Source organism: Labilibaculum euxinicum (genome assembly GCF_963678175.1).
GTDB lineage: Bacteria > Bacteroidota > Bacteroidia > Bacteroidales > Marinifilaceae > Labilibaculum > Labilibaculum euxinus.
On sequence record NZ_OY782756.1, the window covers coordinates 5070825 to 5094455 of the forward strand.

The 23631-nt window shown below is 36.5% G+C and carries 36 protein-coding genes; 6 read left to right on the forward strand and 30 right to left on the reverse strand.

The features are described 5' to 3' along the window. Nucleotides 1–49: 49 nt before the first annotated feature. The 5 genes from ACY0M5_RS20070 (at nt 50) to ACY0M5_RS20090 (ending at nt 5274) form a co-directional block, all read left to right on the forward strand. Nucleotides 50–1426: a vWA domain-containing protein gene (locus ACY0M5_RS20070; RefSeq protein WP_461630376.1), complete on the forward strand. Its 1377-nt coding sequence runs from the start codon at nt 50–52 to the stop codon at nt 1424–1426. A 154-nt stretch (nt 1427–1580) separates the two neighbouring features. Next, nucleotides 1581–3641 (forward strand): transketolase family protein, encoded by a 2061-nt coding sequence (locus ACY0M5_RS20075; RefSeq protein ID WP_461630377.1) that lies wholly within the window; start codon nt 1581–1583, stop codon nt 3639–3641. A 151-nt stretch (nt 3642–3792) separates the two neighbouring features. Further along, the gene (locus ACY0M5_RS20080) at nt 3793–4350 is read left to right on the forward strand and encodes an RNA polymerase sigma factor (RefSeq protein ID WP_461630378.1); all 558 of its coding nucleotides are present in this window, start codon (nt 3793–3795) and stop codon (nt 4348–4350) included. Nucleotides 4351–4394: 44 nt separating this feature from the next. Continuing rightward, a complete protein-coding gene (locus ACY0M5_RS20085) occupies nt 4395–4787 on the forward strand; it encodes a hypothetical protein (protein ID WP_461630379.1) in 393 nt (130 codons plus the stop codon). Between the two features lie 10 nt (nt 4788–4797). Then, entirely contained in the window at nt 4798–5274 is a 477-nt protein-coding gene (locus tag ACY0M5_RS20090) for a hypothetical protein (RefSeq protein ID WP_461630380.1), read from the forward strand. A gap of 59 nt (nt 5275–5333) precedes the next feature. Here the strand turns inward: ACY0M5_RS20090 and hisS are convergent, their stop codons facing one another. The 4 genes from hisS to ettA form a co-directional block, all read right to left on the reverse strand. Continuing rightward, nucleotides 5334–6701, reverse strand: coding sequence for a histidine--tRNA ligase (hisS, locus tag ACY0M5_RS20095; protein WP_461630381.1), 1368 nt, complete (start codon nt 6699–6701; stop codon nt 5334–5336). A gap of 119 nt (nt 6702–6820) precedes the next feature. Then, on the reverse strand, nt 6821–7156 hold the full coding sequence (locus ACY0M5_RS20100; protein WP_461630382.1) for a hypothetical protein: 336 nt from the start codon (nt 7154–7156) through the stop codon (nt 6821–6823). 4 nt (nt 7157–7160) lie between these two features. Next, nucleotides 7161–7514: a DUF4870 domain-containing protein gene (locus ACY0M5_RS20105; RefSeq protein WP_461630383.1), complete on the reverse strand. Its 354-nt coding sequence runs from the start codon at nt 7512–7514 to the stop codon at nt 7161–7163. Nucleotides 7515–7605: 91 nt separating this feature from the next. Then, the gene (gene ettA / locus ACY0M5_RS20110) at nt 7606–9294 is read right to left on the reverse strand and encodes an energy-dependent translational throttle protein EttA (RefSeq protein WP_320019892.1); all 1689 of its coding nucleotides are present in this window, start codon (nt 9292–9294) and stop codon (nt 7606–7608) included. A 205-nt stretch (nt 9295–9499) separates the two neighbouring features. Between ettA and ACY0M5_RS20115 the strand changes: the two genes are divergently transcribed. Then, entirely contained in the window at nt 9500–10009 is a 510-nt protein-coding gene (locus tag ACY0M5_RS20115; protein WP_124992433.1) for a response regulator, read from the forward strand. Between the two features lie 84 nt (nt 10010–10093). Here the strand turns inward: ACY0M5_RS20115 and eno are convergent, their stop codons facing one another. The 26 genes from eno to rpsS form a co-directional block, all read right to left on the reverse strand. Further along, the gene (gene eno, locus ACY0M5_RS20120) at nt 10094–11377 is read right to left on the reverse strand and encodes a phosphopyruvate hydratase (RefSeq protein WP_461630384.1); all 1284 of its coding nucleotides are present in this window, start codon (nt 11375–11377) and stop codon (nt 10094–10096) included. A 129-nt stretch (nt 11378–11506) separates the two neighbouring features. Then, nucleotides 11507–12049 (reverse strand): 50S ribosomal protein L17, encoded by a 543-nt coding sequence (rplQ, locus tag ACY0M5_RS20125; RefSeq protein ID WP_124992435.1) that lies wholly within the window; start codon nt 12047–12049, stop codon nt 11507–11509. Between the two features lie 6 nt (nt 12050–12055). After that, nucleotides 12056–13048 (reverse strand): DNA-directed RNA polymerase subunit alpha, encoded by a 993-nt coding sequence (locus ACY0M5_RS20130; RefSeq protein WP_101308175.1) that lies wholly within the window; start codon nt 13046–13048, stop codon nt 12056–12058. Between the two features lie 21 nt (nt 13049–13069). Beyond that, nucleotides 13070–13678: a 30S ribosomal protein S4 gene (gene rpsD / locus ACY0M5_RS20135; protein ID WP_101308174.1), complete on the reverse strand. Its 609-nt coding sequence runs from the start codon at nt 13676–13678 to the stop codon at nt 13070–13072. Between the two features lie 125 nt (nt 13679–13803). Beyond that, complete coding sequence (gene rpsK, locus ACY0M5_RS20140) at nt 13804–14193, reverse strand: 30S ribosomal protein S11 (protein ID WP_096428425.1); 390 nt, start codon at nt 14191–14193, stop codon at nt 13804–13806. A 10-nt stretch (nt 14194–14203) separates the two neighbouring features. Beyond that, on the reverse strand, nt 14204–14581 hold the full coding sequence (rpsM, locus tag ACY0M5_RS20145; protein WP_101308173.1) for a 30S ribosomal protein S13: 378 nt from the start codon (nt 14579–14581) through the stop codon (nt 14204–14206). A gap of 36 nt (nt 14582–14617) precedes the next feature. Then, entirely contained in the window at nt 14618–14734 is a 117-nt protein-coding gene (gene ykgO / locus ACY0M5_RS20150) for a type B 50S ribosomal protein L36 (RefSeq protein WP_101259629.1), read from the reverse strand. An 11-nt stretch (nt 14735–14745) separates the two neighbouring features. Beyond that, on the reverse strand, nt 14746–14967 hold the full coding sequence (infA, locus tag ACY0M5_RS20155) for a translation initiation factor IF-1 (RefSeq protein ID WP_054714084.1): 222 nt from the start codon (nt 14965–14967) through the stop codon (nt 14746–14748). Nucleotides 14968–14984: 17 nt separating this feature from the next. Next, on the reverse strand, nt 14985–15752 hold the full coding sequence (gene map / locus ACY0M5_RS20160) for a type I methionyl aminopeptidase (RefSeq protein WP_461630385.1): 768 nt from the start codon (nt 15750–15752) through the stop codon (nt 14985–14987). 21 nt (nt 15753–15773) lie between these two features. After that, nucleotides 15774–17117, reverse strand: a complete 1344-nt coding sequence (secY, locus tag ACY0M5_RS20165; RefSeq protein ID WP_101308171.1) for a preprotein translocase subunit SecY — start codon at nt 17115–17117, stop codon at nt 15774–15776. A gap of 8 nt (nt 17118–17125) precedes the next feature. After that, the gene (gene rplO, locus ACY0M5_RS20170) at nt 17126–17572 is read right to left on the reverse strand and encodes a 50S ribosomal protein L15 (RefSeq protein ID WP_101308170.1); all 447 of its coding nucleotides are present in this window, start codon (nt 17570–17572) and stop codon (nt 17126–17128) included. A gap of 29 nt (nt 17573–17601) precedes the next feature. Continuing rightward, complete coding sequence (gene rpmD / locus ACY0M5_RS20175) at nt 17602–17778, reverse strand: 50S ribosomal protein L30 (RefSeq protein WP_096428430.1); 177 nt, start codon at nt 17776–17778, stop codon at nt 17602–17604. 11 nt (nt 17779–17789) lie between these two features. Then, nucleotides 17790–18302 (reverse strand): 30S ribosomal protein S5, encoded by a 513-nt coding sequence (gene rpsE, locus ACY0M5_RS20180; RefSeq protein WP_101259634.1) that lies wholly within the window; start codon nt 18300–18302, stop codon nt 17790–17792. A 5-nt stretch (nt 18303–18307) separates the two neighbouring features. After that, the gene (gene rplR, locus ACY0M5_RS20185; protein ID WP_101308169.1) at nt 18308–18664 is read right to left on the reverse strand and encodes a 50S ribosomal protein L18; all 357 of its coding nucleotides are present in this window, start codon (nt 18662–18664) and stop codon (nt 18308–18310) included. A gap of 19 nt (nt 18665–18683) precedes the next feature. After that, the gene (gene rplF, locus ACY0M5_RS20190) at nt 18684–19238 is read right to left on the reverse strand and encodes a 50S ribosomal protein L6 (RefSeq protein WP_124992438.1); all 555 of its coding nucleotides are present in this window, start codon (nt 19236–19238) and stop codon (nt 18684–18686) included. A gap of 15 nt (nt 19239–19253) precedes the next feature. Continuing rightward, nucleotides 19254–19649 carry a 30S ribosomal protein S8 gene (gene rpsH / locus ACY0M5_RS20195; RefSeq protein ID WP_101308167.1) on the reverse strand — a complete coding sequence of 132 codons (396 nt, stop codon included), beginning with the start codon at nt 19647–19649 and terminating at the stop codon, nt 19254–19256. A 72-nt stretch (nt 19650–19721) separates the two neighbouring features. Beyond that, nucleotides 19722–19991, reverse strand: a complete 270-nt coding sequence (rpsN, locus tag ACY0M5_RS20200; RefSeq protein ID WP_101308166.1) for a 30S ribosomal protein S14 — start codon at nt 19989–19991, stop codon at nt 19722–19724. Between the two features lie 4 nt (nt 19992–19995). After that, nucleotides 19996–20550 carry a 50S ribosomal protein L5 gene (gene rplE / locus ACY0M5_RS20205; RefSeq protein ID WP_124992439.1) on the reverse strand — a complete coding sequence of 185 codons (555 nt, stop codon included), beginning with the start codon at nt 20548–20550 and terminating at the stop codon, nt 19996–19998. After that, nucleotides 20550–20873 carry a 50S ribosomal protein L24 gene (gene rplX / locus ACY0M5_RS20210; protein WP_101259640.1) on the reverse strand — a complete coding sequence of 108 codons (324 nt, stop codon included), beginning with the start codon at nt 20871–20873 and terminating at the stop codon, nt 20550–20552. Before rplX ends, rplE begins: the two co-directional genes overlap by 1 nt. A gap of 19 nt (nt 20874–20892) precedes the next feature. Further along, on the reverse strand, nt 20893–21258 hold the full coding sequence (rplN, locus tag ACY0M5_RS20215) for a 50S ribosomal protein L14 (protein ID WP_101308163.1): 366 nt from the start codon (nt 21256–21258) through the stop codon (nt 20893–20895). A 2-nt stretch (nt 21259–21260) separates the two neighbouring features. Further along, nucleotides 21261–21515, reverse strand: a complete 255-nt coding sequence (gene rpsQ / locus ACY0M5_RS20220; RefSeq protein ID WP_101259642.1) for a 30S ribosomal protein S17 — start codon at nt 21513–21515, stop codon at nt 21261–21263. Nucleotides 21516–21521: 6 nt separating this feature from the next. Beyond that, a complete protein-coding gene (gene rpmC, locus ACY0M5_RS20225; RefSeq protein ID WP_101308162.1) occupies nt 21522–21719 on the reverse strand; it encodes a 50S ribosomal protein L29 in 198 nt (65 codons plus the stop codon). A gap of 2 nt (nt 21720–21721) precedes the next feature. Beyond that, nucleotides 21722–22153, reverse strand: a complete 432-nt coding sequence (gene rplP, locus ACY0M5_RS20230) for a 50S ribosomal protein L16 (RefSeq protein WP_101308161.1) — start codon at nt 22151–22153, stop codon at nt 21722–21724. Between the two features lie 26 nt (nt 22154–22179). Continuing rightward, nucleotides 22180–22890 (reverse strand): 30S ribosomal protein S3, encoded by a 711-nt coding sequence (gene rpsC / locus ACY0M5_RS20235; protein WP_101308160.1) that lies wholly within the window; start codon nt 22888–22890, stop codon nt 22180–22182. Between the two features lie 5 nt (nt 22891–22895). Further along, nucleotides 22896–23315 (reverse strand): 50S ribosomal protein L22, encoded by a 420-nt coding sequence (rplV, locus tag ACY0M5_RS20240; protein WP_101259646.1) that lies wholly within the window; start codon nt 23313–23315, stop codon nt 22896–22898. Nucleotides 23316–23355: 40 nt separating this feature from the next. After that, nucleotides 23356–23625, reverse strand: a complete 270-nt coding sequence (gene rpsS / locus ACY0M5_RS20245; protein WP_101308159.1) for a 30S ribosomal protein S19 — start codon at nt 23623–23625, stop codon at nt 23356–23358. Between the last annotated feature and the right edge of the window lie 6 nt (nt 23626–23631).

The following is a 23631-nucleotide window of genomic DNA, read 5'->3' on the forward strand; positions in this document are numbered from 1 at the left end:
TTAACACATTCCCTATCTTTACTTACTAATCAAAATAACTCCCTGACTCTTGAAATCAAATCTTAAATACTTCTCAATCTTTTTACTACTGCTATTGTGTTCAAAACTAAATATAGCTCAAGGGGCTCTTGAAAAAGTTGAAAAAACAAGAATATTATTCATTTTCGATGCTTCTCAAAGCATGAATGGATACTGGGAGGAATCAAAAAAAATAAATATAGCCCGTAAATTTTTGATTCAGATGATTGACAGCCTGGAATATCAAGACAATGTTGAGATGGCTTTAAGAGTATACGGTCATCAAAGCGTTGTTCCTCCACAGGATTGTAATGATACCAAACTGGAAGTACCTTTTAAACCGGGTAATGCAGGAGAAATAAGACAAACCTTACGGTATATTGATCCTAAAGGAACAACACCAATTGCCCATTCTTTAGAATTGGCCGCCAGCGACTTCCCGGAAGTAAATTCCGATATCAGAAATGTGATTATTCTTATTACAGACGGTGTTGAAGCCTGCGATGGTGATCCTTGTGCTGTATCGTTAGAATTACAAAAAAAAGGAATCTTCTTAAAACCATTTATTATTGGAATTGGTCTTGATGTTGATTTTAAAAGCAGTTTTGAATGCATTGGGAATTTTCTTGAAGTAAAAAAAGAAGAACGCTTCGGAGGAACATTGGAGTATGTTATCTCGCAGGTTTTGAACAAAACTTCGGCGCAAATAAATTTAATTGAAGCCAATGGTTCCCCTACAGAAACTGATGTTCCAATGACATTTTACAATTCTGTTTCTGATAAAGTAAGATATCAGTTTATGCATACCATGAATGCAAAAGGAAATCCTGATACATTATTTTTAGATCCGCTGCTTACTTATAATATTACAATTCATACCATACCCGAATTGCATCGCGACAGCATTAGACTGATTGCCGGCAAGCACACAACCATTGGATTTGATGCTCCTCAGGGAATGCTGAAAATTGAATGCCCGAGAACAACCATGTACAAAGATTTACAAATTCTTATCCGAAAAAATACAGAAATTATTAACATCCAAACCCCCAATGAGGTAACTAAATACCTGACCGGCAAATACAATTTGGAAATTTTAAGCCTTCCACGGATTTTAATTCCTGATGTTGAAATCAATCAAAGCAAAACTACTTCAATCACAATTCCACAACCTGGGTTAGTTACTATTTTTAAACCAACTACCGGCCCGTGCAGCATGTTTGTTCAAAAAGGAAGTAAATTAGAATGGATTTACAACATCCCCGAAAAATCATTACGGGAAACTTTGACTCTTCAACCAGGTATATATCATATCATATTCCGTAACAAAAACGCCTATCTGTCGCAAAGCTCCAAAAAAGCAAGTTTTGTTATAACATCCGGCAAATCAATACCTGTACGCTTGTAATCATATTGATTTACAATATTCTAATATTGCAAAAACCTTAATTTAAAAGCTTTTATTAAGTGTTTACATGGTGCTAAAAGGCATTTTTGTTTATCTTTGCATGCATTAATAAAACCTTACCAAGTTTTTATCATCTAAAATCTCATTTTCAAAAATGGATCTAAAAGAAATGAAAAACCAAGTGGATCTGACAGCAACTGACATGGCTGCGAATAATGTTCGTATCCTATCTGCTGCAATGGTAGAGAAAGCTAAATCCGGACATCCGGGTGGCGCTATGGGCGGAGCCGATTTTATCAACGTTCTTTATTCTGAATTTTTAAATTTTGACCCAACAGATATGAACTGGATTAATCGCGATCGATTTTTCCTTGACCCAGGTCACATGTCTCCAATGTTGTATTCCATTCTTTCCTTAATCGGAAATTATACAATGGAAGAACTTGCAAATTTCAGACAATGGGGAAGCCCAACTCCCGGTCATCCTGAAGTTGAAGTTGCAAGAGGTGTTGAAAACACTTCCGGTCCTTTAGGACAAGGTCATACTATGGCTGTTGGAGCTGCAATTGCAGAGCGTTTTCTAGCAGCCCGTTTCGGTGACTGGATGTCACATAAAATTTACACTTTCATTTCTGATGGTGGAATTCAGGAAGAAATTGCTCAGGGAGCTGGTCGAATTGCAGGTACTTTAGGATTAAGCAATTTAATCATGTTCTATGATTCCAATAACATCCAACTTTCAACTAAAGTTGAAGAAGTTACAGTTGAAGATACTGCTAAAAAGTACGAAGCATGGAACTGGAATGTTATTACGATTAAAGGAAACGATGCAGCAGCAATTCGTGAAGCTTTATTAGCCGCTAACAACGAAAGTGAAAGACCAACTCTTATTATCGGAAAAACCCTAATGGGTAAAGGTGCTGTTGATGTGGATGGTTGCAGCTTCGAAAATATGGTTTCTACTCACGGACAACCACTAGGTGCTGCTGGTGCCTCAATCGAAAAAACAATTGAAAACTTAGGTGGAAACCCAGAAAATCCATTCCAGATTTTCCCTGAAGTTCAAGAATATTACGCCGAAGTTCTAAAGAAAAAACAAGCATATGCTTCTGCAAAAAAAGCTGAACAAGCTGAATGGGCAAAAGCAAATCCTGAATTGGCTGCTAAACTTGAGAGGTTCTTTAGCAACGAAGCTATGGAACTTGATTACGAAGCAATTGTTCAGAAATCAGGTGATGCAACTCGTTCAGCTTCATCTGTAGTTTTGGCTGAACTGGCTAAAAATGTTGAAAACATGATTGTGTCATCGGCTGATTTAAGTAACTCTGATAAAACTGATGGTTTCTTGAAAAACACCAAAGCTCTTGCTAAAGGTGATTTTTCCGGAGCATTCCTTCAGGCAGGTGTTGCCGAATTAACTATGGCTTCTATCTGTAATGGTATTGCTCTTCACGGTGGTGTTATTGCTGCTTGTGGAACTTTCTTTGTATTCTCTGATTACATGAAACCTGCAGTTCGTTTAGCGGCTTTAATGCAGGTTCCGGTAAAATATATCTGGACTCACGATGCATTCCGCGTTGGAGAAGATGGACCAACTCATCAGCCAATTGAGCAGGAAGCTCAGATTCGTTTACTGGAGCAGTTGAAAAATCACTCCGGACAAATGAGTTTATTAGCTCTTCGTCCTGCTGATGCTGATGAAACCACCGTGGCTTGGAAAATGGCAATGGAGAACACAAAAACTCCTACTGCCTTAATTCTTTCCCGTCAGAACATTAAAGAACTTCCATCGAAAGAAAATCGTTACAAGGAAGCTCTTCAGGCTCAAAAAGGTGCTTACATTGTTGAGAAACCTGAAACAGCTCCTGATGTTGTTCTTTTAGCAAGTGGATCGGAAGTAGCAACTTTAGTTGAAGGTGCTAAGATCTTACGTGCTGAAAAAGGATTAAAGGTTCAAATTGTATCTGTTCCTTCAGAAGGATTATTCAGAACTCAATCTGCGGCATATCAAAACGAAGTAATTCCTGCCGGAATTCCCGTTCTTGGATTAACTGCAGGTTTACCTGTAACTCTTCTTGGATTGGTTGGCCCTCTTGGTAAATCAATTGGATTGGATCATTTTGGTTATTCAGCTCCGGCAAATATTTTAGATGAAAAATTTGGTTACACTGCAGAAAATGTTGTAAAAGAAGTATTAGCTCTGCTTCAAAAATAATATACAATGCAAATAAAAATTATCCGGGATCGTTTCGATTCCGGATTTTTTTTGATCCCAAATTAAACCTTTTACCAAGAAAATAGTCTTACCTAACGCATAACAAATGTGAAATAGCTATTTTTAAAATCCATTACCTGAATGCAAATTGATGAACCACAAATCTGACGAAGAAATACTGGAACTTTTTAGTGATAAGAATACACAAAGTCAGGCATTTTCCTTCTTGGTGAAGAAATACCAGGAAAGATTATATTGGCAAATCAGAAAAATTGTTCTTTTGCACGACGACTCTGATGACGTTTTGCAAAATACTTTTGTGAAAATATGGAAAGGTTTACAAAACTTCAGATCCGACTCCCAATTGTTTACCTGGATGTTTCGGATTGCTACAAATGAGGCCTTAACTTTTATAAAAGAAAAGCAAAAAAAATATTTGGGATACTCAAATAGCGAAGTTGAAAATATACTTTTAGCAAACTTAGAGGCAGATCCTTATTTTGATGGAAACAAGGCTCAATTGGAATTGCAAAAAGCAATCCTGAAGCTGCCTGAAAAACAACGTTTGGTATTTAACATGAAATATTTCGATGATTTAAAATATAATGAAATGTCTGAAATTTTAGAGACTTCAGTCGGAGCCTTAAAAGCTTCTTACCATCATGCAGTAAAAAAAATCGAATCTCTTTTGAAACTAAACGAAGTGTAAATTAAACCAATTACTATTCAGACAGTCTAAATACTATAAGAAACATGAATAATCTGTCGAACATGAAAAACGATCAACCATTTAAAGTTCCTGTGGATTACTTTGAAAACCTAAGTGATCGGGTTCAGGAAAGAATTATAACGGAAGAAAATCCAAATAAAAGACTGTTACAAGTATTAAAACCATACTTCTGGATGGCAGCCAGCGTAGTTGGGATCCTTTTTATTGCTAAAATTGTACTGATCAATTCTGTTCCATCCGATTACAAAATTCAACAGTTTTCGCAAACAGAAAATACGGCTATTGATACTCAAAGTACAAGTCTGGATGAACTTAATTGGTTTTCAGATGAAAGCCCTGAGGCTACATCTGATGAAATAATCGAATATCTTTCTGATTTTGACATTGATTCAGAATCTTTATTAGCAAACTTATAACAGGCCAAACATGAAACAAATTTTAATCCTGTTAACACTTGTTGTTAGCTTTAGTTACTCAGGCATTGCACAGGAAAAAGAACACGGTATGCACGATCAGATGAGTGAACGATTTGCAGCTGAAAAAATCTCCTTCATTACTCAAAAATTAGAATTAACACCTGATGAGGCTCAATTATTTTGGCCGCTTTACAATGAATTGGAAAAAAAGAGGAAGGAAAACAGAGACCAAGGCAGAATTCTTTTCAGAAAACTACGCAACAACTCTGCAGAATTATCCGATAAAGAGTTAGGCGATTTAAGTGACGAACTGATTGAGCTTAAATTGCAGGAAGCAAAGCTTCAAAAAGAGTACCATCTAAAATATAAAAAGATACTCTCCGCTAAAAAAATACTTACGCTTTATCATACCGAAAGGCAATTCCAAAACATGCTGTTAAGGCAAATAAAAGAACGGGGAAAACATCAACACGAAAACCAAGATTAAATACAATGGGCTGTAAATGTAAAATTTACAGCCCATTGTATTTTCTTTTGAATAATTTATTAAATCGAAACTAATCTTTCGATCAACTGATCCGGAGTTAATTTTTCCTGATCTCCACTTTCCATATTCTTTAAACTAACAACACCTTCCTCAACTTCCGATTCTCCTACCAAAATCACAAAAGGAATATTTTTATTGTTGGCATAAGTCATTTGTTTTTTCATTTTCGAAGAATCAGGATAAATCTCAGCGTTAATTCCGTTTGCTCTTAACTTAGCCAGGATTGGCAAACAAAACGACTCTTCTTTTTCGCCAAAATTGATAAACAATACTTTGGTTGTTATACCCGTATTGGACGGAAATTTATCCATTTGTTCCAATACATCGTAAATACGATCGGCACCAAACGAAATACCAACTCCCGAAACATCCTTCAATCCAAAAATTCCGGTTAAATCATCATATCGTCCGCCACCGGTGATGCTGCCAAACTCCATGTCTTTCGATTTCACTTCGAAAATGGCTCCGGTGTAGTAATTTAATCCTCTGGCCAAGGTTAAATCCAATTCAACTTCTATTTGCACATCAAGCTGCGATAAATAAGTAAAAACTGTTTCCAACTCTTCAATGCCTTTCATCCCTATTTCTGATGAAGAAAGAAGCTCTTTTAATTTGGCCAGTTTATCGGAATTGGAACCCGACAATAATATAATTGGCTGCAATGTATCAATAGCTTCCTGAGAAATTCCCTTGTCAGCCAATTCCTTATTCACATTCTCCAAACCAATTTTATCCAACTTGTCGATTGCAACAGTAATATCAACAATTTTTTCAGCCTCTCCAATAATCTCAGCAATTCCTGCCAAAATTTTTCGGTTATTCAACTTTACAACTACATTCAACTGAAGTCTTTTGTAAACCTGATCAACAATCTGAATTAATTCAACTTCATTTAAAAGAGAATTGCTGCCAATCACATCAACATCACATTGAAAAAATTCACGGTAGCGCCCTTTCTGAGGTCTGTCTGCTCTCCAAACCGGTTGAATCTGATAACGCTTAAAAGGGAAATCAATTTCGTTACGATGCTGTACAACGTAACGTGCAAAAGGCACTGTCAGATCATAACGAAGTCCTTTTTCACTAATTTTTGTGGTTAATTTTACCGAATTCTTCTCTCGAATTTGATCTTCATTTATTTTTGATAGAAAATCGCCCGAATTCAGCACTTTAAACAATAGTTTGTCTCCCTCTTCTCCATATTTTCCCATTAGAGTAGACAGATTTTCCATTGATGGTGTTTCTATCGGCATAAAACCATATAACTGAAACACCTCTTTTATGGTATCAAAAATATAGTTTCTCTTTACCATTTCAACAGGAGAGAAATCTCTCGTCCCTTTAGGAATAGACGGTTTTTGAGCCATTTTTAAGTCTTTATTTTGGTTATTTTATTAGAGCTACAAAATTATCAAATTATTTGACAGATACCACAACATTCTAATGCGATCTGTATTTAACATGCAAAACAGAACAACTATTTTAACTATGTCCTTTTTATCCGGCGAAGTATATTAGCAAAAAAATCGATTAGAAGCCCTAAAACAAATGGATAATACCACAGTTTAAAATCAATCACAAAAAGAAGAAATATTGAGATCAGAAATAAAAAATTTACCGATAATTTCAAATAATCAAAAGTCCACCAATCCGCAATGCTTTTATAAAACAAAAACCTAATCTGAACGCCTGAATACAACAGTACTCCAATTGTAAATAAAATTTCGCCGTAGGACAAATGATTTAGTAAGCGGATACCTCCCAAAACAATAAAGACAATCCCAACATAGTAGATTGTCTTATAACCAGAAAAAGATTTCATTCTTTCAATTTAGAAATTTAATACTCAGAGGATATTGGTAATCTTCCCCATTTAAAGTTTTTACAATCGCAATAACAACAAAAATCAAATTTAGCAAAGCAAGTCCAATCAGCAATAAAATTCCAATTCCTACAAAAACCAATATTGCGGACGCAAAAATGTATATACACATCGATATCTGAAAATTAATTGATTTTTTTCCCTCTTGATCAACCAGTTCTGAATAATCCTTTTTCATCGACCATAAAATGAGTGGCCCTATTACATTACCAAAAGGAATTATAACTCCGGAAAATGATGCTAAATGGCAGAACATTGCCCAATTTTTCTCATCGGTTGGGGTTGCAAATTGATTCATGGAAATCGAATTAAGTGATAAATTATTTTGTTCCATCAAGTTACAAAAACAAAGGGAAGAAAACCAATCCGGCTTCTTCCCTTTTTAGTCACTAGTCTGCAATTAGTTTTTTATATCTTATCCGCTTAGGACCTTCATCGCCCATTCGCTTTTTCCTATTGATTTCGTAATCGGAATATCCACCTTCAAAAAACTGAACATGGGAATTGCCTTCAAATGCTAAAATATGTGTTGCAATACGATCCAAAAACCATCGGTCATGTGAAATCACCACTGCGCAGCCGGCAAAGTTTTCCAAACCTTCTTCCAAAGCCCGAAGTGTATTTACATCAATATCATTGGTTGGTTCATCCAAAAGTAAAACATTAGCCTCTTCTTTTAAAGTCAGAGCCAAATGTAAGCGGTTACGCTCTCCCCCAGATAGTACACCGCATTTCTTTTCCTGATCGGCACCATTAAAATTAAAACGGCCAACATAAGCCCGTGCATTTACTGTTCGTCCTCCAACATTAATCAAATCACCTCCACCGGAGATCACCTCATAAACAGATTTTTCCGGATCGATATCAGCATGCTGCTGATCAACATATCCTACTTTTACGGTCTCTCCTACCTCAAAAGTTCCTTTATCCGGTTTCTCAAGATCCATAATCATCCTGAAAAGCGTCGTTTTACCTGCTCCATTGGGTCCAATAACCCCAACGATTCCTGCCGGTGGTAATTCAAATTCCAAATCATCAAATAACAACTTATTTCCGAATGCCTTTGAAACAGACTGAACCTGAATTACCTTACTTCCCAAACGCGGACCGTTAGGAATAAAGATTTCCAGCTTTTCTTCCTTCTCTTTCAAATCCTCATTCATCATACTGTCGTAAGCACTCAAACGAGCCTTACTTTTTGCCTGACGTGCTTTAGGAGCCATACGCACCCACTCCAACTCTCTTTCAAGGGTTTTACGTCGCTTACTGGCGGTTTTCTCTTCCATTGCCATACGTTTGGTCTTCTGATCCAACCAAGCGCTGTAATTACCCTTCCAGGGAATTCCTTCTCCTCTATCCAACTCGAGAATCCAACCTGCTACATTATCAAGGAAATATCTATCGTGAGTAATACTGATTACAGTTCCCTTATATTGCGCCAAATGTTGTTCCAGCCACTCCACCGATTCTGCATCCAAATGGTTGGTAGGTTCATCCAAAAGCAAAATATCCGGTTCCTGAAGTAATAATCTGCAAAGAGCAACACGTCTTCTTTCTCCTCCCGAACAATTTTTAATTAACGCATCTCCCTCCGGACAACGCAGTGCATCCATAGCCCGTTCCAACTTTGTATCTAAATTCCATGCATCAAAATGATCAATCTTCTCCTGAAGATTTGCTTGTTCATCCATTACGGCCTGCATCTTATCCGCATCTTCAAGAACTTCCGGATCACCGAATTTTAGATTAACGGCTTCGTATGCATTTAAAGCATCAACAATTTCCTGAACACCTTCCTCTACAATTTCTCGTACAGTTTTACTGTCATCCAATGTTGGTTCCTGTGCCAGATAGCCAATATTATGCTCTTTCGACCAAACAACATGTCCTTCAAATGAACTTTCCAGGCCGGCAATAATCTTCAAAAGAGTAGATTTACCGGAACCATTAAGACCGATAATTCCAATCTTTGCACCATAGAAAAAAGAAAGGTTTATGTTATTCAGTACTTTTTTTTGTGATGAAAAGGTCTTACTGACCCTATCCATCGAAAAAATAATTTTTTTATCGTCAGCCATTATTTCGCTTTTATTTATTTCATTCAAATCTTAAACGCAAAAATAGGAAAATTGCTTTGAAAATTTATCAATTCCATTTTCTTTAGAATTCTTAATTTATAGATTGATAATCAGACAATTCTCATTTTTTAAATCAAAACTGAACATTTGTTTTTTTATTATAGTTAAAAATCGCTATTTTTAAGTATAAAATACTTTGGTTACTATGGAGAAAACAGCAAATAAAAAGCTTTCTGAATTACTTGAACAGATAGGTATTGAAACCAAGAAGAAAATATATTGGGAGGAAACACTTGATTCTGCTATTGTTGTAAAAACACATCCCAACAAAAGGAACATTCCCATAAATGAAGCAAAAATTCTATTGGTTGAAGACCAACCCAGCAATAGAAAAACGATTGAGGTTTATCTAAAACAAAAAGTTGCTAAGGTTGATATCGCCGAAAATGGAAAGCAAGCAGTAGAACTTTTCGAAAAAGAACAATACGATATTGTTTTAATGGATTTGCAAATGCCAATAATGGGAGGCATAGAAGCCTCATTACGCATGCGTAAAATTGAAGAAGAACGTGAATTTTCTATTCCGATTATTGCATTTACAGCAAATTTTTATTCCGATGATAAGGAAATATCAATTGAGGTAGGAATGGATGCTTATCTTTCTAAACCTTTCCAGTGCAAAACTCTATATGGTTTAATGCTGGAATATATTTAAAAAAAAAAGTTGTTTTGGAATAAAACCAGACATAAAAAAGGGATCTTTACAGACCCCTTTTTTTAATATATATTCTAATTAAGCTTAGCAACCAAAAATTGCATTTTCACCTAATTCTTCTTCAATACGAAGTAATTGATTGTACTTAGCCATACGGTCAGAACGGCTCAAAGAACCTGTTTTGATCTGTCCAGCATTAGTAGCTACAGCAATATCAGCAATAGTAGCATCTTCAGTTTCTCCGGAACGGTGAGAAGTTACTGAAGTGTAACCAGCACGATGCGCCATTTCGATAGCATTTAAAGTCTCAGTTAAAGTTCCAATTTGGTTTACTTTAATCAAGATTGAGTTAGCTGCTTTAAGCTCGATACCTTTAGCTAAGTACTCAACATTAGTTACGAATAAATCGTCACCTACAATCTGACACTTATCACCAATAAGAGCATTTAAAGCAACCCATCCATCCCAGTCTCCTTCGTCCATACCATCTTCGATAGAATCGATAGGATACTTAGAAATCAATTCAGCCAGGTAAGCAGCTTGCTCGTTAGAATTTCTTTTAGCTCCGTTTGGTTCAAAAATACTATAGTCATACACACCATCTTTGAAGAACTCAGAAGCAGCACAGTCCATAGCAATTGAAACATCACCGCCATCTTCTTTACGTCCGGCTTTGTAACCAGCGTTTTTAATCGCGGTAAGAATACACTCAATAGCTTCTTCAGTTCCACCTAACATTGGAGCGAAACCTCCTTCGTCACCAACAGCAGTAGAAAGACCTTTACCTTTAAGTACTTTTGCAAGTGCGTGAAATACTTCAGCACCCATTCTTAAAGCTTCGCGGAAAGATGGAGCACCAATAGGACGGATCATAAACTCCTGAAATGCGATAGTAGCATCAGAGTGAGAACCACCATTGATAATGTTCATCATAGGAACAGGAAGTACATTTGCATTAGTACCACCAATGTAGCGATACAATGGCATACCTGAATACAATGCAGCGGCTTTAGCAGTAGCCAAAGAAACACCTAACATAGCATTCGCACCTAATTTAGATTTAGTTTTGGTACCATCAAGAGCAATCATTGCTTTATCAACAGCAACCTGGTCAGTAGCGTCCATACCAACTAATGCTTTTGCAATAACGCTATTCACGTTATCAATTGCCTTTAAGACACCTTTACCTAAGTAACGAGACTTATCGCCATCACGTAGTTCTAAAGCTTCGTTTTCACCAGTAGAAGCTCCTGAAGGAACACCGGCACGACCCATAAAACCACTAGCAAGAGTTACTTCAACTTCGATAGTAGGATTTCCTCGTGAATCAAGAATTTCACGACCATGAATGTTTACAATTTCTGACATAACTTTCGGATATTAAAAGTTTTACTGATTTATTTATACGATTAAATGCAATCGTATGCAATTTCTATAGGGTACTAAAAAAGGGATAAAGATTTAACTTTACCCCCTTTTTTATCTTAGAAAGGAAGCTTATTCTTCTTCCTTTTTAATTTCTTCTGTCGCAGTTTCCGGAGCTTCAGGTGCTTTTTCGGTCTTAACCGCTTCAGCTTTTACTTCTGATACTTCAGTTGCTACTTGTCCTGAAGCTTTAGAACCACCACGTTTTCTACGTGTCGATTTTTTAGCTACAGCTTTCTTTTCAGTCAAGTAAGTTTCATTGAAATCAACCAATTCTACAATACACATCTCTGCATTATCACCTAAACGATTACCAGTTTTTAAAATTCTGGTATAACCACCGTTACGGTTAGTAATTTTTGGTGAAACTTCTCTAAACAACTCAGTAACTGCTTCTTTTTGCTTTAAATAACCAAAAACAATACGTCTTGAGTGAGTAGAATCAACTTTACTTTTTGAAATTAGAGGCTCAACATACATTTTCAAAGCTTTCGCCTTAGCAGTAGTAGTCGAGATTCTTTTATGCAAAATCAAAGAAGAAGCCATATTTGAAAGCATCGCTTTTCTATGTGCTGTTTTTCTTCCTAAATGATTAAATTTCTTTCTATGTCTCATTTTCCCTTATTCCTTATCTAATTTATACTTAGAAATATCCATACCGAAAGTAAGATTCAAGGATACCAATAGATCATCCAGCTCGGTTAAGGATTTCTTACCAAAGTTTCTAAATTTCAGAAGGTCATTCCTGTTGAACTGTACTAAATCACCCAAAGTATCCACATCAGCAGCTTTCAAGCAATTCAAAGCACGCACTGAAAGATCCATATCTACCAGTTTTGTCTTCAATAGCTGACGCATATGCAAAACCTCTTCATCAAACTCCTCGTTTGCAAACTTCTCGTCAGAATCAAGAGTAATCTTTTCATCTGAGAACAACATGAAGTGATAAATAAGAATTTTTGCTGCTTCTTTTAAAGCTTCTTTTGGGTGAATTGAACCATCAGTAGTAATATCAAAAACCAATTTTTCATAGTCAGTTTTTTGCTCTACACGATAGTTTTCAACAGCATATTTAACATTCTTGATTGGTGTAAAAATTGAATCGATCGGAATCACTCCAAACTCTACATCAACAGGTTTGTTTTCAACAGAAGGTACATATCCACGACCTTTGTTAATAGCTAAATCCATTTGCAATTTGGCAGAGCTGTCCATTTTGCAAATTACAAGCTCTGGATTCAACACTTCGAAACCTGTTAGAAACTTGTTAATATCGCCAGCTGTAAAAGTATCCTGATCCGAGATAGTCACAGTAACCAACTCGCTGTCAACCTCTTCAACTTTTTGTTTAAACCGAACTTGCTTCAGGTTCAGGATCATCTCAGTAACATCTTCGATTACTCCTGGTATTGTAGAAAATTCATGATCAACACCCTGTATTTTGATAGTCGTAATCGCAAATCCCTCTAATGAAGAAAGTAATATTCTTCTTAAGGCATTACCAATTGTTATACCATATCCAGGCTCTAATGGACGAAATTCGAATTTACCGAATTTATTGTCTGCGTCGAGCATGATAACTTTGTCCGGTTTCTGGAAAGCTAAAATTGCCATAAATTACTGATTAACTATTTATTACTTAGAATACAATTCAACGATTAACTGTTCCTTGATGTTTTCAGGAATTTCCGTTCTTTCTGGTGTATTAAGGAACTTACCACTAAGAGAGGTTTGATCCCATTCCAACCAAGATGATTGGTTATATCTAGCAGTAGATAAAGAATCGGTAATAACTTCTAAAGATTTCGATTTTTCACGAATTCCAATGATATCCCCAGCTTTTACTGAAAATGAAGGAATGTTACAAACTTGTCCGTTTACAGTTACGTGTTTATGGCTAACCAACTGACGAGCAGCTGATCTTGTTGGAGCTACACCTAATCTGAAAACTACATTGTCTAAACGACATTCTAAAAGTTGCAATAAAACTTCACCAGTAATACCTTTACTACGCGCGGCCTTTTCAAATAAGTTTGAGAATTGTTTCTCCAATACACCGTAAGTGTATTTTGCTTTTTGTTTTTCCTTTAGCTGAACACCATATTCAGACATTTTCTTTCTTCTACGGCTGTTACCGTGCTGCCCCGGAGGGTAGTTTTTGTTTTCAAATGCCTTATCAGGTCCAAAAATTGCTTCACCAAATTTACGAGCAATTCTACTCTTTGGTCCAATATATCTAGCCATTACTTCTTAAATTTAAATTTTTCTAACAATAGAAACTTTGCCATAAGTTTTGAATTATAAAAGTGCCGCGTTTTTTAGAGAGGATATCAATAAAACTAATTCAAAATCTTAAACAGCATTTTTTATTAAACTCTACGTCTCTTAGGAGGACGACATCCGTTGTGTGGTAATGGAGTAACATCTACGATTTCCGCAATGTCGATTCCACATGAATTGATCGCACGAATAGCCGATTCACGACCATTTCCAGGACCTTTTACATATACTTTCACTTTTCTTAATCCAAGATCATGAGCAACTTTTCCACAGTCTGTTGCAGCTTGCTGGGCAGCATAAGGAGTGTTCTTTTTAGAACCTCTAAAACCCATTTTACCAGCTGAAGACCAAGAAATAACCTGTCCTGTGCTATTGGTTAAGGAAATGATAATATTGTTAAAAGATGAATGGATATGCGCCTGTCCTACAGGTTCAATTTTTACTACCCTCTTTTTAACTGATACTGACTTTTTTGCCATAACTTAACGATTATTTAGTCGCTTTCTTTTTGTTTGCAACTGTTTTTCTCTTACCTTTTCTAGTACGTGAGTTGTTTTTGGTTCTTTGACCACGTACTGGTAATCCAATACGGTGACGAATACCACGATAACAACCAATATCCATCAAACGCTTAATATTCAGTTGATTTAAAGAACGTAATTCACCCTCAACTTTTAAATTAGCATTAATCGCTTGACGAATACGATTAGACTCATCATCAGTCCAATCTTTTACTTGCTTATCGTAAGAAACTTCTGCTTCATCCAAAATCTGACGAGCAGCACTTCTACCGATACCGTAGATATAAGTCAAGCTAATTATCCCTCTTTTATTTTGAGGCAAATCAACTCCAACAATTCTAGCCATAAATTAAAATATTTATCTATTACAAAGTTTACTAAATTATCCTTGACGTTGCTTGAACTTAGGATTCTTTTTATTAATCACATACAAACGTCCTTTTCTTCTAACGATCTTACAATCATCAGAACGTTTCTTTACAGATGCTCTTACCTTCATTATTATTGTATTTAATTTTTATATCTAAAAGTAATGCGCCCTTTAGTAAGATCATAAGGTGACATTTCTACCTTTACCTTATCACCAGGCAAGATCTTAATGTAGTGCATTCTCATCTTACCGGAAATGTGAGCTGTTATCACATGCCCGTTTTCAAGTTCTACACGAAACATCGCATTAGATAATGCTTCGGTAATTGTACCATCTTGTTCTATTGAAGGCTGTTTAGCCATAAGCTCATTAAATTTTATTAGTTTATATCTTCAATAAATTCAAAACTGGATAAGATCTGAGCTTTTCCCTTTCGAACTACCACAGTATGTTCAAAATGTGCTGAAGGTTTTCCGTCAGCAGTAACAATTGCCCATCCATCACTATCCTGGTAAATATCTCTTTTCCCAAGATTAAACATCGGTTCAATTGCCACGACCAGTCCTTCTCTCAATTTCAATCCACGTCCTTTTTTTCCATAATTCGGAACTTGTGGATCTTCATGAAGATTTTTCCCAATTCCGTGTCCTACCATTTCTCGAACTACAGAAACTGAATTCTGTTCTGCATGCTTTTGAATAGCAAAACCTATGTCGCCTAAATGATTACCTTCAATGGCCTGCTCTACTCCTTTGTAAAGAGCCTCTTTGGTAACCTTCAACAGTTGCTGAACATCAGGAGTTACTGCCCCTACAGTAAATGTATAAGCCGAATCGCCATAAAAACCATTCAACAAAACACCACAATCACAGGAAACAACATCTCCCTCTTTCAGCTCATAGCTAGATGGAATTCCATGAACAACCTGACTGTTTATAGAAACACATAAGGTATTCGGGAATCCATCGTAACCAAGAAACCCTGGTTTACCGCCATTGTCTCTTATGTACTCCTCTGCGATTTTATCCAATCTCAAAGTTGATATTCCAGGAGCTATTTCTTTCGATATTACACCTAAAGTTTTCGCCACCAGTAAGTTGCTCATTTCAAGCCGCTCTATCTCTTCCTCTGTTTTGTGAAAAATCATTGCAAAGAAAGCAAAAATATTTTAATAAGCAGCAGCTCCTCCCGGAGATTTACCTTTTATTCTACCAGACTTCATTAATCCATCATAGTGACGCATCAAAAGATGACTCTCGATTTGCTGTAACGTATCCAATACAACTCCTACTAAAATCAATAAAGAAGTACCGCCATAAAAATGTGCAAATTGATTATTTACTCCGGCAATCATTGCGAATGCAGGCAAAATTGCAACCAAACCTAAAAATATAGATCCCGGCAAAGTTATTCTAGACATTACAGTATCTAAAAAATCGATTGTTTTCTTACCAGGCTTAATTCCCGGAATAAATCCACCGTTCTTTTTCATATCCTCAGCCATTTGCGTTGGATTTACTGTAATTGCAGTATAGAAATAAGTAAATAATACAATCATTACAAAGAATAAAGCATTGTAATAGAATCCAGTAAAATTGGATAAAGCTGCAGCTACTCCAGTTAACGCATCAGAACTTGCATAGTTAACAAACGCCATTGGTAAAAACATAATTGCCTGAGCAAAAATGATTGGCATTACACCAGCAGCATTCACTTTTAAAGGAATGTACTGGCGAACCCCACCATATTGTTTGTTTCCTACGATTCGTTTTGCATACTGCACAGGTATCTTTCTTGTTCCCTGAACTAACAAAATTGTTGCTGCAAAAACAAGGAATAAAACTACGATCTCTAAAACCAATAGAATTAAACCTCCTCCTTGACCTTCAATTTTTGAAAGCAATTCTGCAAAGAATGAGAATGGTAATCTTGCAATAATACCGATCATAATAATGATAGAAATACCGTTACCAATTCCTTTATCGGTAATCTTTTCTCCTAACCACATAATGAACATCGATCCTGCTGCAAGAATCATCACAGAAGATACCGTAAATAATGTACCTTTAAGAATAAAGGCTGTTTCAGGCAATTGTGAATGTAAGTTTAATAGATATCCTGGTGCTTGAAGTACAAGAATTATAACTGTTAGATACCTTGTAATCTGGTTGATTTTACGAGTACCGCTTTCTCCCTCTTTCTGTAATTTCTGAAAATAAGGAACCGCAATTCCCATTAACTGAATTACAATAGAGGCCGAGATATAAGGCATGATTCCTAAAGCGAAGATTGATGCATTCGAAAATGCTCCTCCTGAAAACATATCTAATAATCCCAAAACTCCGTCTTGAGTTTGCGTTTTTAACGCGCCTAACTGTGCAGGGTCTACCCCTGGCAAAACTACCATGGTACCTAAACGATACACTAACACAAGACCGAGAGTAGTTAAGATTCTAGATCTTAAATCCTCAATCTTCCAGATGTTCTTCAATGTTTCTATTAAACCTTTCATATCTAAACTTACAATTTAACAACTGTTCCTTCGACTGCTTCAATCGCGGCAATAGCCGATTTTGAGAATGCGTGAGCTTTTACTTCCAGCTTCGCAGTAATAGTTCCATGTCCTAAAATCTTAACATTGTCGTTCTTTGACACCATACCTGCTGCCATCAAAACTTCCTGGTCGATTGTAGTAATGTTATTCTTTTCTGCTAAGGCCTGTAAAACTTCAACATTAATAGCTTTGTATTCTTTTCTATTAACGTTTTTAAATCCAAACTTAGGAACTCTTCGTTGTAAAGGCATTTGACCACCTTCGAAACCAACTTTTTTAGAGTATCCAGATCTTGACTTCGCACCCTTATGTCCTCTGGTTGAAGTTCCTCCTCTTCCAGATCCTTGTCCGCGACCAATTCTTTTTGAAGTCTTGGTTGATCCTTCTGCGGGTTTTAAGTTACTTAAGTCCATATCTATTTAATACTAAATATTAACAATAATTATTCTACAACGGAAACAAGGTGTTGTACTTTAGCCACCATACCTTTAATCTGAGGTGTAGCTTCATGTTCAACAGTTGCATTGATCTTGTTTAATCCCAATGCTTCCAAGGTTTTCTTTTGGCGATCAGTGCTTCCAATTTTGCTCTTTACCTGAGTAATTTTAATCTTAGCCATTTCCTTATTTGTTAACCGTTAAACACTTTATCTAATGATACACCTCTGTGTTCAGCAACGGTATGAGCATCTCTTAATTCAGCCAATGCACCAATTGTCGCTTTTACAAGGTTATGTGGGTTTGATGAGCCTTTTGATTTAGCAAGTACATCGGTTACACCAACACTCTCCAATACAGCACGCATAGCACCACCAGCTTTTACTCCGGTACCATGAGAAGCAGGCTTAATGAAAACCTCTGCTCCGCCAAATCGTGAAAGTTGTTCGTGAGGAATAGTTCCTTTGTAAACCGGCACTTTGATTAAATTTTTCTTAGCTGCATCAACACCTTTTGAAATAGCGGTGGTTACTTCGTTTGCTTTACCAAGTCCCCAACCTACTAATCCATTTTCATTTCCTACAACAACAATTGCAGAAAAGCTGAAGGTTCTACCCCCCTTTGTTACTTTTGTAACACGATTAATAGCAACAAGCCTATCTTTAAGATCTGCATCGCTAGTTTTAATGTTTTTATTATCTGCCATAATTATTAAAATTTAAGGCCACTATTACGAGCAGCGTCCGCTAAAGATTTAATTCTACCATGGTATAGATAACCATTTCTATCGAATACAACACTAGTAATACCGGCTGCAACTGCTTTTTCTGCAATTGCTTTACCTACTAGCTCAGCTTGTTCAAGCTTAGTTGTAGTTTTCTCAGCGATTTCTTTAATCAAAGAGGAAGTTGCAACTATAGTTTGTCCTGATAAATCATCAATAATTTGTACTGAAATCTGCTTGTTAGAGCGAAAAACTGACATTCTAGGTCTTTCAGCAGTTCCAGCAATTGACTTACGAATTCTTCTTTTAATTCTAAGTCTTCTATCTTGCTTAGTTAAAGCCATAATTTACTGTTTTAAGAAATTATTTACCCGCAGATTTACCAGCTTTTCTTCTTAGCTGTTCACCAACAAATTTAACACCTTTACCTTTGTATGGCTCTGGTTTTCTGAATGATCTGATTTTAGCCGCTACCTGACCAATAAGCTGCTTATCACAACTCTCTAATGTAATGATCGGGTTTGCACGCTTTTCAGTTACTGCAGTTACTTGAACCTCTGGAGCAATTTCCATGTGAATAAGATGGGAATAACCCAAAGCTAATTCCAAAAGTTGACCTTTTGAAGTAGCACGGAATCCCACACCAACAAGTTCTTGCTGTAATTTATAACCTTCAGCTACACCAAATACCATGTTGTTCATCAACGAGCGATACAAGCCATGCATGGCTTTGTGTCTTTTTTGCTCTGATGGACGTTCCAATACTACTGTATTTTCTTCAACAGATACCTTGATGTCAACATCAATTTGTTGTGTTAATTCACCTTTAGGCCCTTTAACCGTTACTGAATTATCTTTATTCACCGTTACGCTTACTCCTGCAGGCAAATTGATAGGTAATTTTCCAATTCGTGACATTTCTATCCTCCTTTATTAATAAACGTAACACAATATTTCGCCACCAACGTTTTTCTGACGAGCTTCCTTGTCTGTCATTACTCCTTGCGAAGTAGAGAGAATTGCAATTCCCAAACCGTTTAGTACACGTGGTAATTCAGCCGCTCCACAATATTTTCTCAAACCAGGCTTACTCACCCTTTTAAGATTTTTGATCGCGGAAATTTTTGTCTCAGGATTGTATTTCAAAGCAATTTTAATAGTGCCTTGAACTCCGTCATCAACAAACTTGTAATTAAGGATATAACCTTTATCCTTAAGAATTTTTGTCATTTCTTTTTTCACGTTAGATGCAGGAACGTCAACCACTTTGTGATTGGCCATAATCCCGTTTCTTAGACGTGTAAGAAAATCTGCTATTGGATCTGTCATTTTAAAAAAATTAAATTGATCCCGATTGCTCGGGACAATATTTAACAAAATTGTTTTTACAAACTAATCTGCTTACCAACTTGCCTTCTTAATACCTGGAATTAATCCAGAAGAAGCCATTTCACGAAAAGTGATACGACTAATTCCGAATTGTCTCATGTATCCTTTAGGACGACCAGTAAGTTTACATCTGTTATGCAATCTTACAGGAGAAGAATTTTTTGGCAAACGACTAAGTCCGATGTAATCGCCTTCCTCCTTAAGTTGAGCTCTTTTTGCTGCGTATTTTTCAACAAGCTTTTGACGCTTAACTTCGCGAGCTTTCATTGATTCTTTAGCCATCGTCTTATTTTTTTAGGTTTTTAAATGGTAAGCCAAACTCCTTTAATAAAGCAAAAGCTTCCTCATCAGTTTTAGCAGTTGTAACGAAGGTAATATTCATACCCATTATTTTGTTTACTTCATCCAAAACAATTTCTGGGAAAATAATTTGCTCTTCGATACCTAAGGTATAGTTTCCTCTACCATCAAGTTTACCGTTAATACCTTTAAAGTCACGGATACGAGGCAAAGCAACACGCACTAATTTCTCAAGAAATTCGTACATACGCTCACGACGTAAAGTTACAGTTGTACCAACCGGCATCCCTTTACGAAGCTTAAAGTTCGAAATATCTTTCGAAGAAAGAGTTTGAACTGCCTTCTGACCAGTGATAGAAGTCATTTCGTTTACCGAAAATTCCAAAATCTTCTTATCAGCAATAGCCGAACCAACACCCTGATTAATTACTATTTTCGTTAATTTAGGTGCTTGCATTACAGATTTGTAATTAAATTCCTTCATTAAAGAAGGAATTACTTCTTCTGTATATTGTTTTTTAAGAGTAGGTATATAGCTCATTACTTAATCTCCTCCCCTGACTTTTTAGAATATCTAACTAATTTATTGTCATCACCCAAACGTCTACCAACACGGGTAGCCTTTCCGGTTGAAGCATCTTTCACATTCAAATTAGAAATGTGAATTCCTGCCTCCTTTTTAACAATACCGCCCTGAGGATTTTCAGCATTAGGCTTAGTATGTTTAGAAATCATATTAGCACCTTCAACAATTGCTCGTTGTTTATCTACTAATACTTCTAATACTTTACCTTCCATACCTTTAGATTCCCCTGAGTTTACAATAACGGTATCACCTTTTTTAATATGTAATTTTTTTCGCATTGTTCTAGGTTTTCAAAGATTATAAAACTTCTGGTGCCAGAGAAACGATCTTCATATCAGTATCGCGTAATTCTCTTGCAACAGGTCCAAAAATACGGGTTCCTCTCATTTCACCAGTTGTATTCAATAATACACATGCGTTATCATCGAAGCGAATATAGGATCCGTCTGGTCTTCTAATCTCTTTTTTGGTGCGAACAACAACCGCTTTTGTAACTGTTCCTTTTTTCATATCGGAACCGGCTATAGCATTCTTTACGGTAACAACAATTTTGTCCCCAATCGAAGCATAACGCTTTTTAGTACCGCCCAACACACGGATACAAAGAACTTCTTTGGCTCCGCTGTTATCAGCAACTATTAGTCTACTTTCTGTTTGTATCATGTTTACTTAGCTCTTTCAATAATTTCAACTAATCTCCAACTCTTATTCTTACTAATAGGTCGGGTTTCCATGATTTTTACGGTGTCACCTTCATTACAGGTGTTTTCTTCGTCATGAGCAGTGAATTTCTTCGACTTATTCACAAACTTTCCGTAAATTGGGTGCTTCTCTTTGGTATGCACAACAATAGTTATGGATTTCTCCATTTTATTGCTTACCACAACCCCGATACGTTCTTTTCTAAGATTTCTTTCCATCACTTTTTACTTATCAGTTAATTGCCTGTGACGCAACTCCGTTACAAGTCGAGCAATGTTACGTCGGGTTACCTTTATTTGCAAAGGATTTTCCAAAGGTGAAATAGCGTGATTTAGCTTGAATCGAGTTAATGTAGATCTTTCAAGATCTACCTTTTCTACTATTTCCGGTGTTGTTAACTCTTTAATTTCTGAATTCTTCATGATTAATCATTTGAATTTTCAACATAATCACGTCTTACGACAAATTTGGTAGTTACAGGTAATTTTTGAGCTGCTAAACGTAATGCTTCTTTAGCAACTTCGAAAGGTACCCCTTCACATTCGAATAACATTCTTCCTGGCGATACAGGAGCAACGAATCCTTCTGGTGAACCTTTACCTTTACCCATACGAACCTCAGCAGGTTTCTTAGTGATTGGTTTATCTGGAAAAATTCTAATCCAAATTTGACCTTGTCTTTGCATATATCGGGTTACTGCCACACGAGCAGCTTCAATTTGACGACCAGTGATCCACTTAGTTTCAAGTGATTTGATCCCAAAAGATCCGAATGCTAATTCAGTACCGCGACCGGCATTGCCTTTGATTCGTCCCTTTTGTTGTCTCCTAAATTTTGTCCTTTTTGGTTGTAACATCGTACTAATTCTTTAAAATTTAAAGACTACTTCTTTTTTCTTCTATTAAAACCACCTTTTCCTTTTGGAGCTCTTCCGTCACGCATTCCTGCGTTAGGGGTTAAGTCACGCTTACCGTAAACTTCACCTTTACAGATCCAAACTTTGATACCTAGTAAACCGTAAGTTGTTAAAGCTTCGGCTAAACAATAATCGATATCAGCTCTTAAGGTGTGTAGCGGGGTACGTCCTTCTTTGTACATTTCAGAACGAGCCATTTCAGCACCGTTCAAACGACCAGAAATCTGTATTTTTATTCCCTCTGCACCCATTCTCATAGTAGAAGCAATAGCCATCTTAATTGCACGACGATAGGCGATACGACCTTCAATTTGACGAGCAATATTATTAGCAACGATTACGGCATCCATTTCCGGACGCTTAATTTCAAAGATGTTAATTTGTACCTCTTTGTCAGTAATCTTCTTCAACTCTTCTTTCAGCTTATCAACTTCCTGACCACCTTTTCCGATAATAATACCCGGACGTGCAGTGTTAACAGTAATAGTGATCAACTTTAGAGTTCTTTCGATGATGATTTTAGAAATACTTGCTTTTGCTAAACGAGCATTTAGGTATTTTCTAATTTTGGTATCTTCAACAAGCTTATCGCCGTAGTTTTTTCCGCCAAACCAGTTAGAATCCCATCCTCTGATGATTCCTAGTCTATTTCCGATTGGATTTACTTTTTGTCCCATTCTAACTATTGTTTAGTACTATCGGCTTCAGCTGTTTTGCTGCCCAACAATATAGTTACATGATTTGATCTCTTCTTTATTCTATGTGCTCTTCCCTGAGGGGCAGGTCTTAAACGTTTAAGGATTCTCGCTGAATCTACGCTAATCTCTTTAACGTATAATGCGCTTTCCTCAATTCTTTGCCCTTCATTCTTAGCCTGCCAATTGGCAATAGCTGAAAGCAATAGTTTTTCTACGCGATTTGATGCCTCCTTCGGACTGAAACGAAGTACATCTAAAGCTCGGTTCACCTCCATACCTCTTACCATATCGGTAACCAGTCTCATTTTGCGAGGTGAAGTAGGAACATTTCTCAAGCTAGCAAATGCTTTGCTCTTGTTTTCCTCCTTTATTTGGTTTGCTTTTATTCTTTTTCTTGCACCCATTTTTACAAATTCAAAATGTTAATTAAAACCAATGACATGCTTATCGTTTTTTCTTGTCAGCATGTCCTCTAAAAGTACGAGTTGGTGCAAATTCACCTAATTTATGTCCTACCATGTTTTCAGTAACATAAACAGGAATGAATTTGTTTCCGTTGTGCACGGCGATCGTATGACCTACGAAATCCGGAGAGATCATTGAACGTCTTGACCAGGTTTTAACAACTGTTTTTTTCCCTGATTCGTTTTGTCCCAACACTCGTCTTTCCAGCTTGAAATCGATAAAAGGTCCTTTTTTTAATGAACGACTCATAACAAT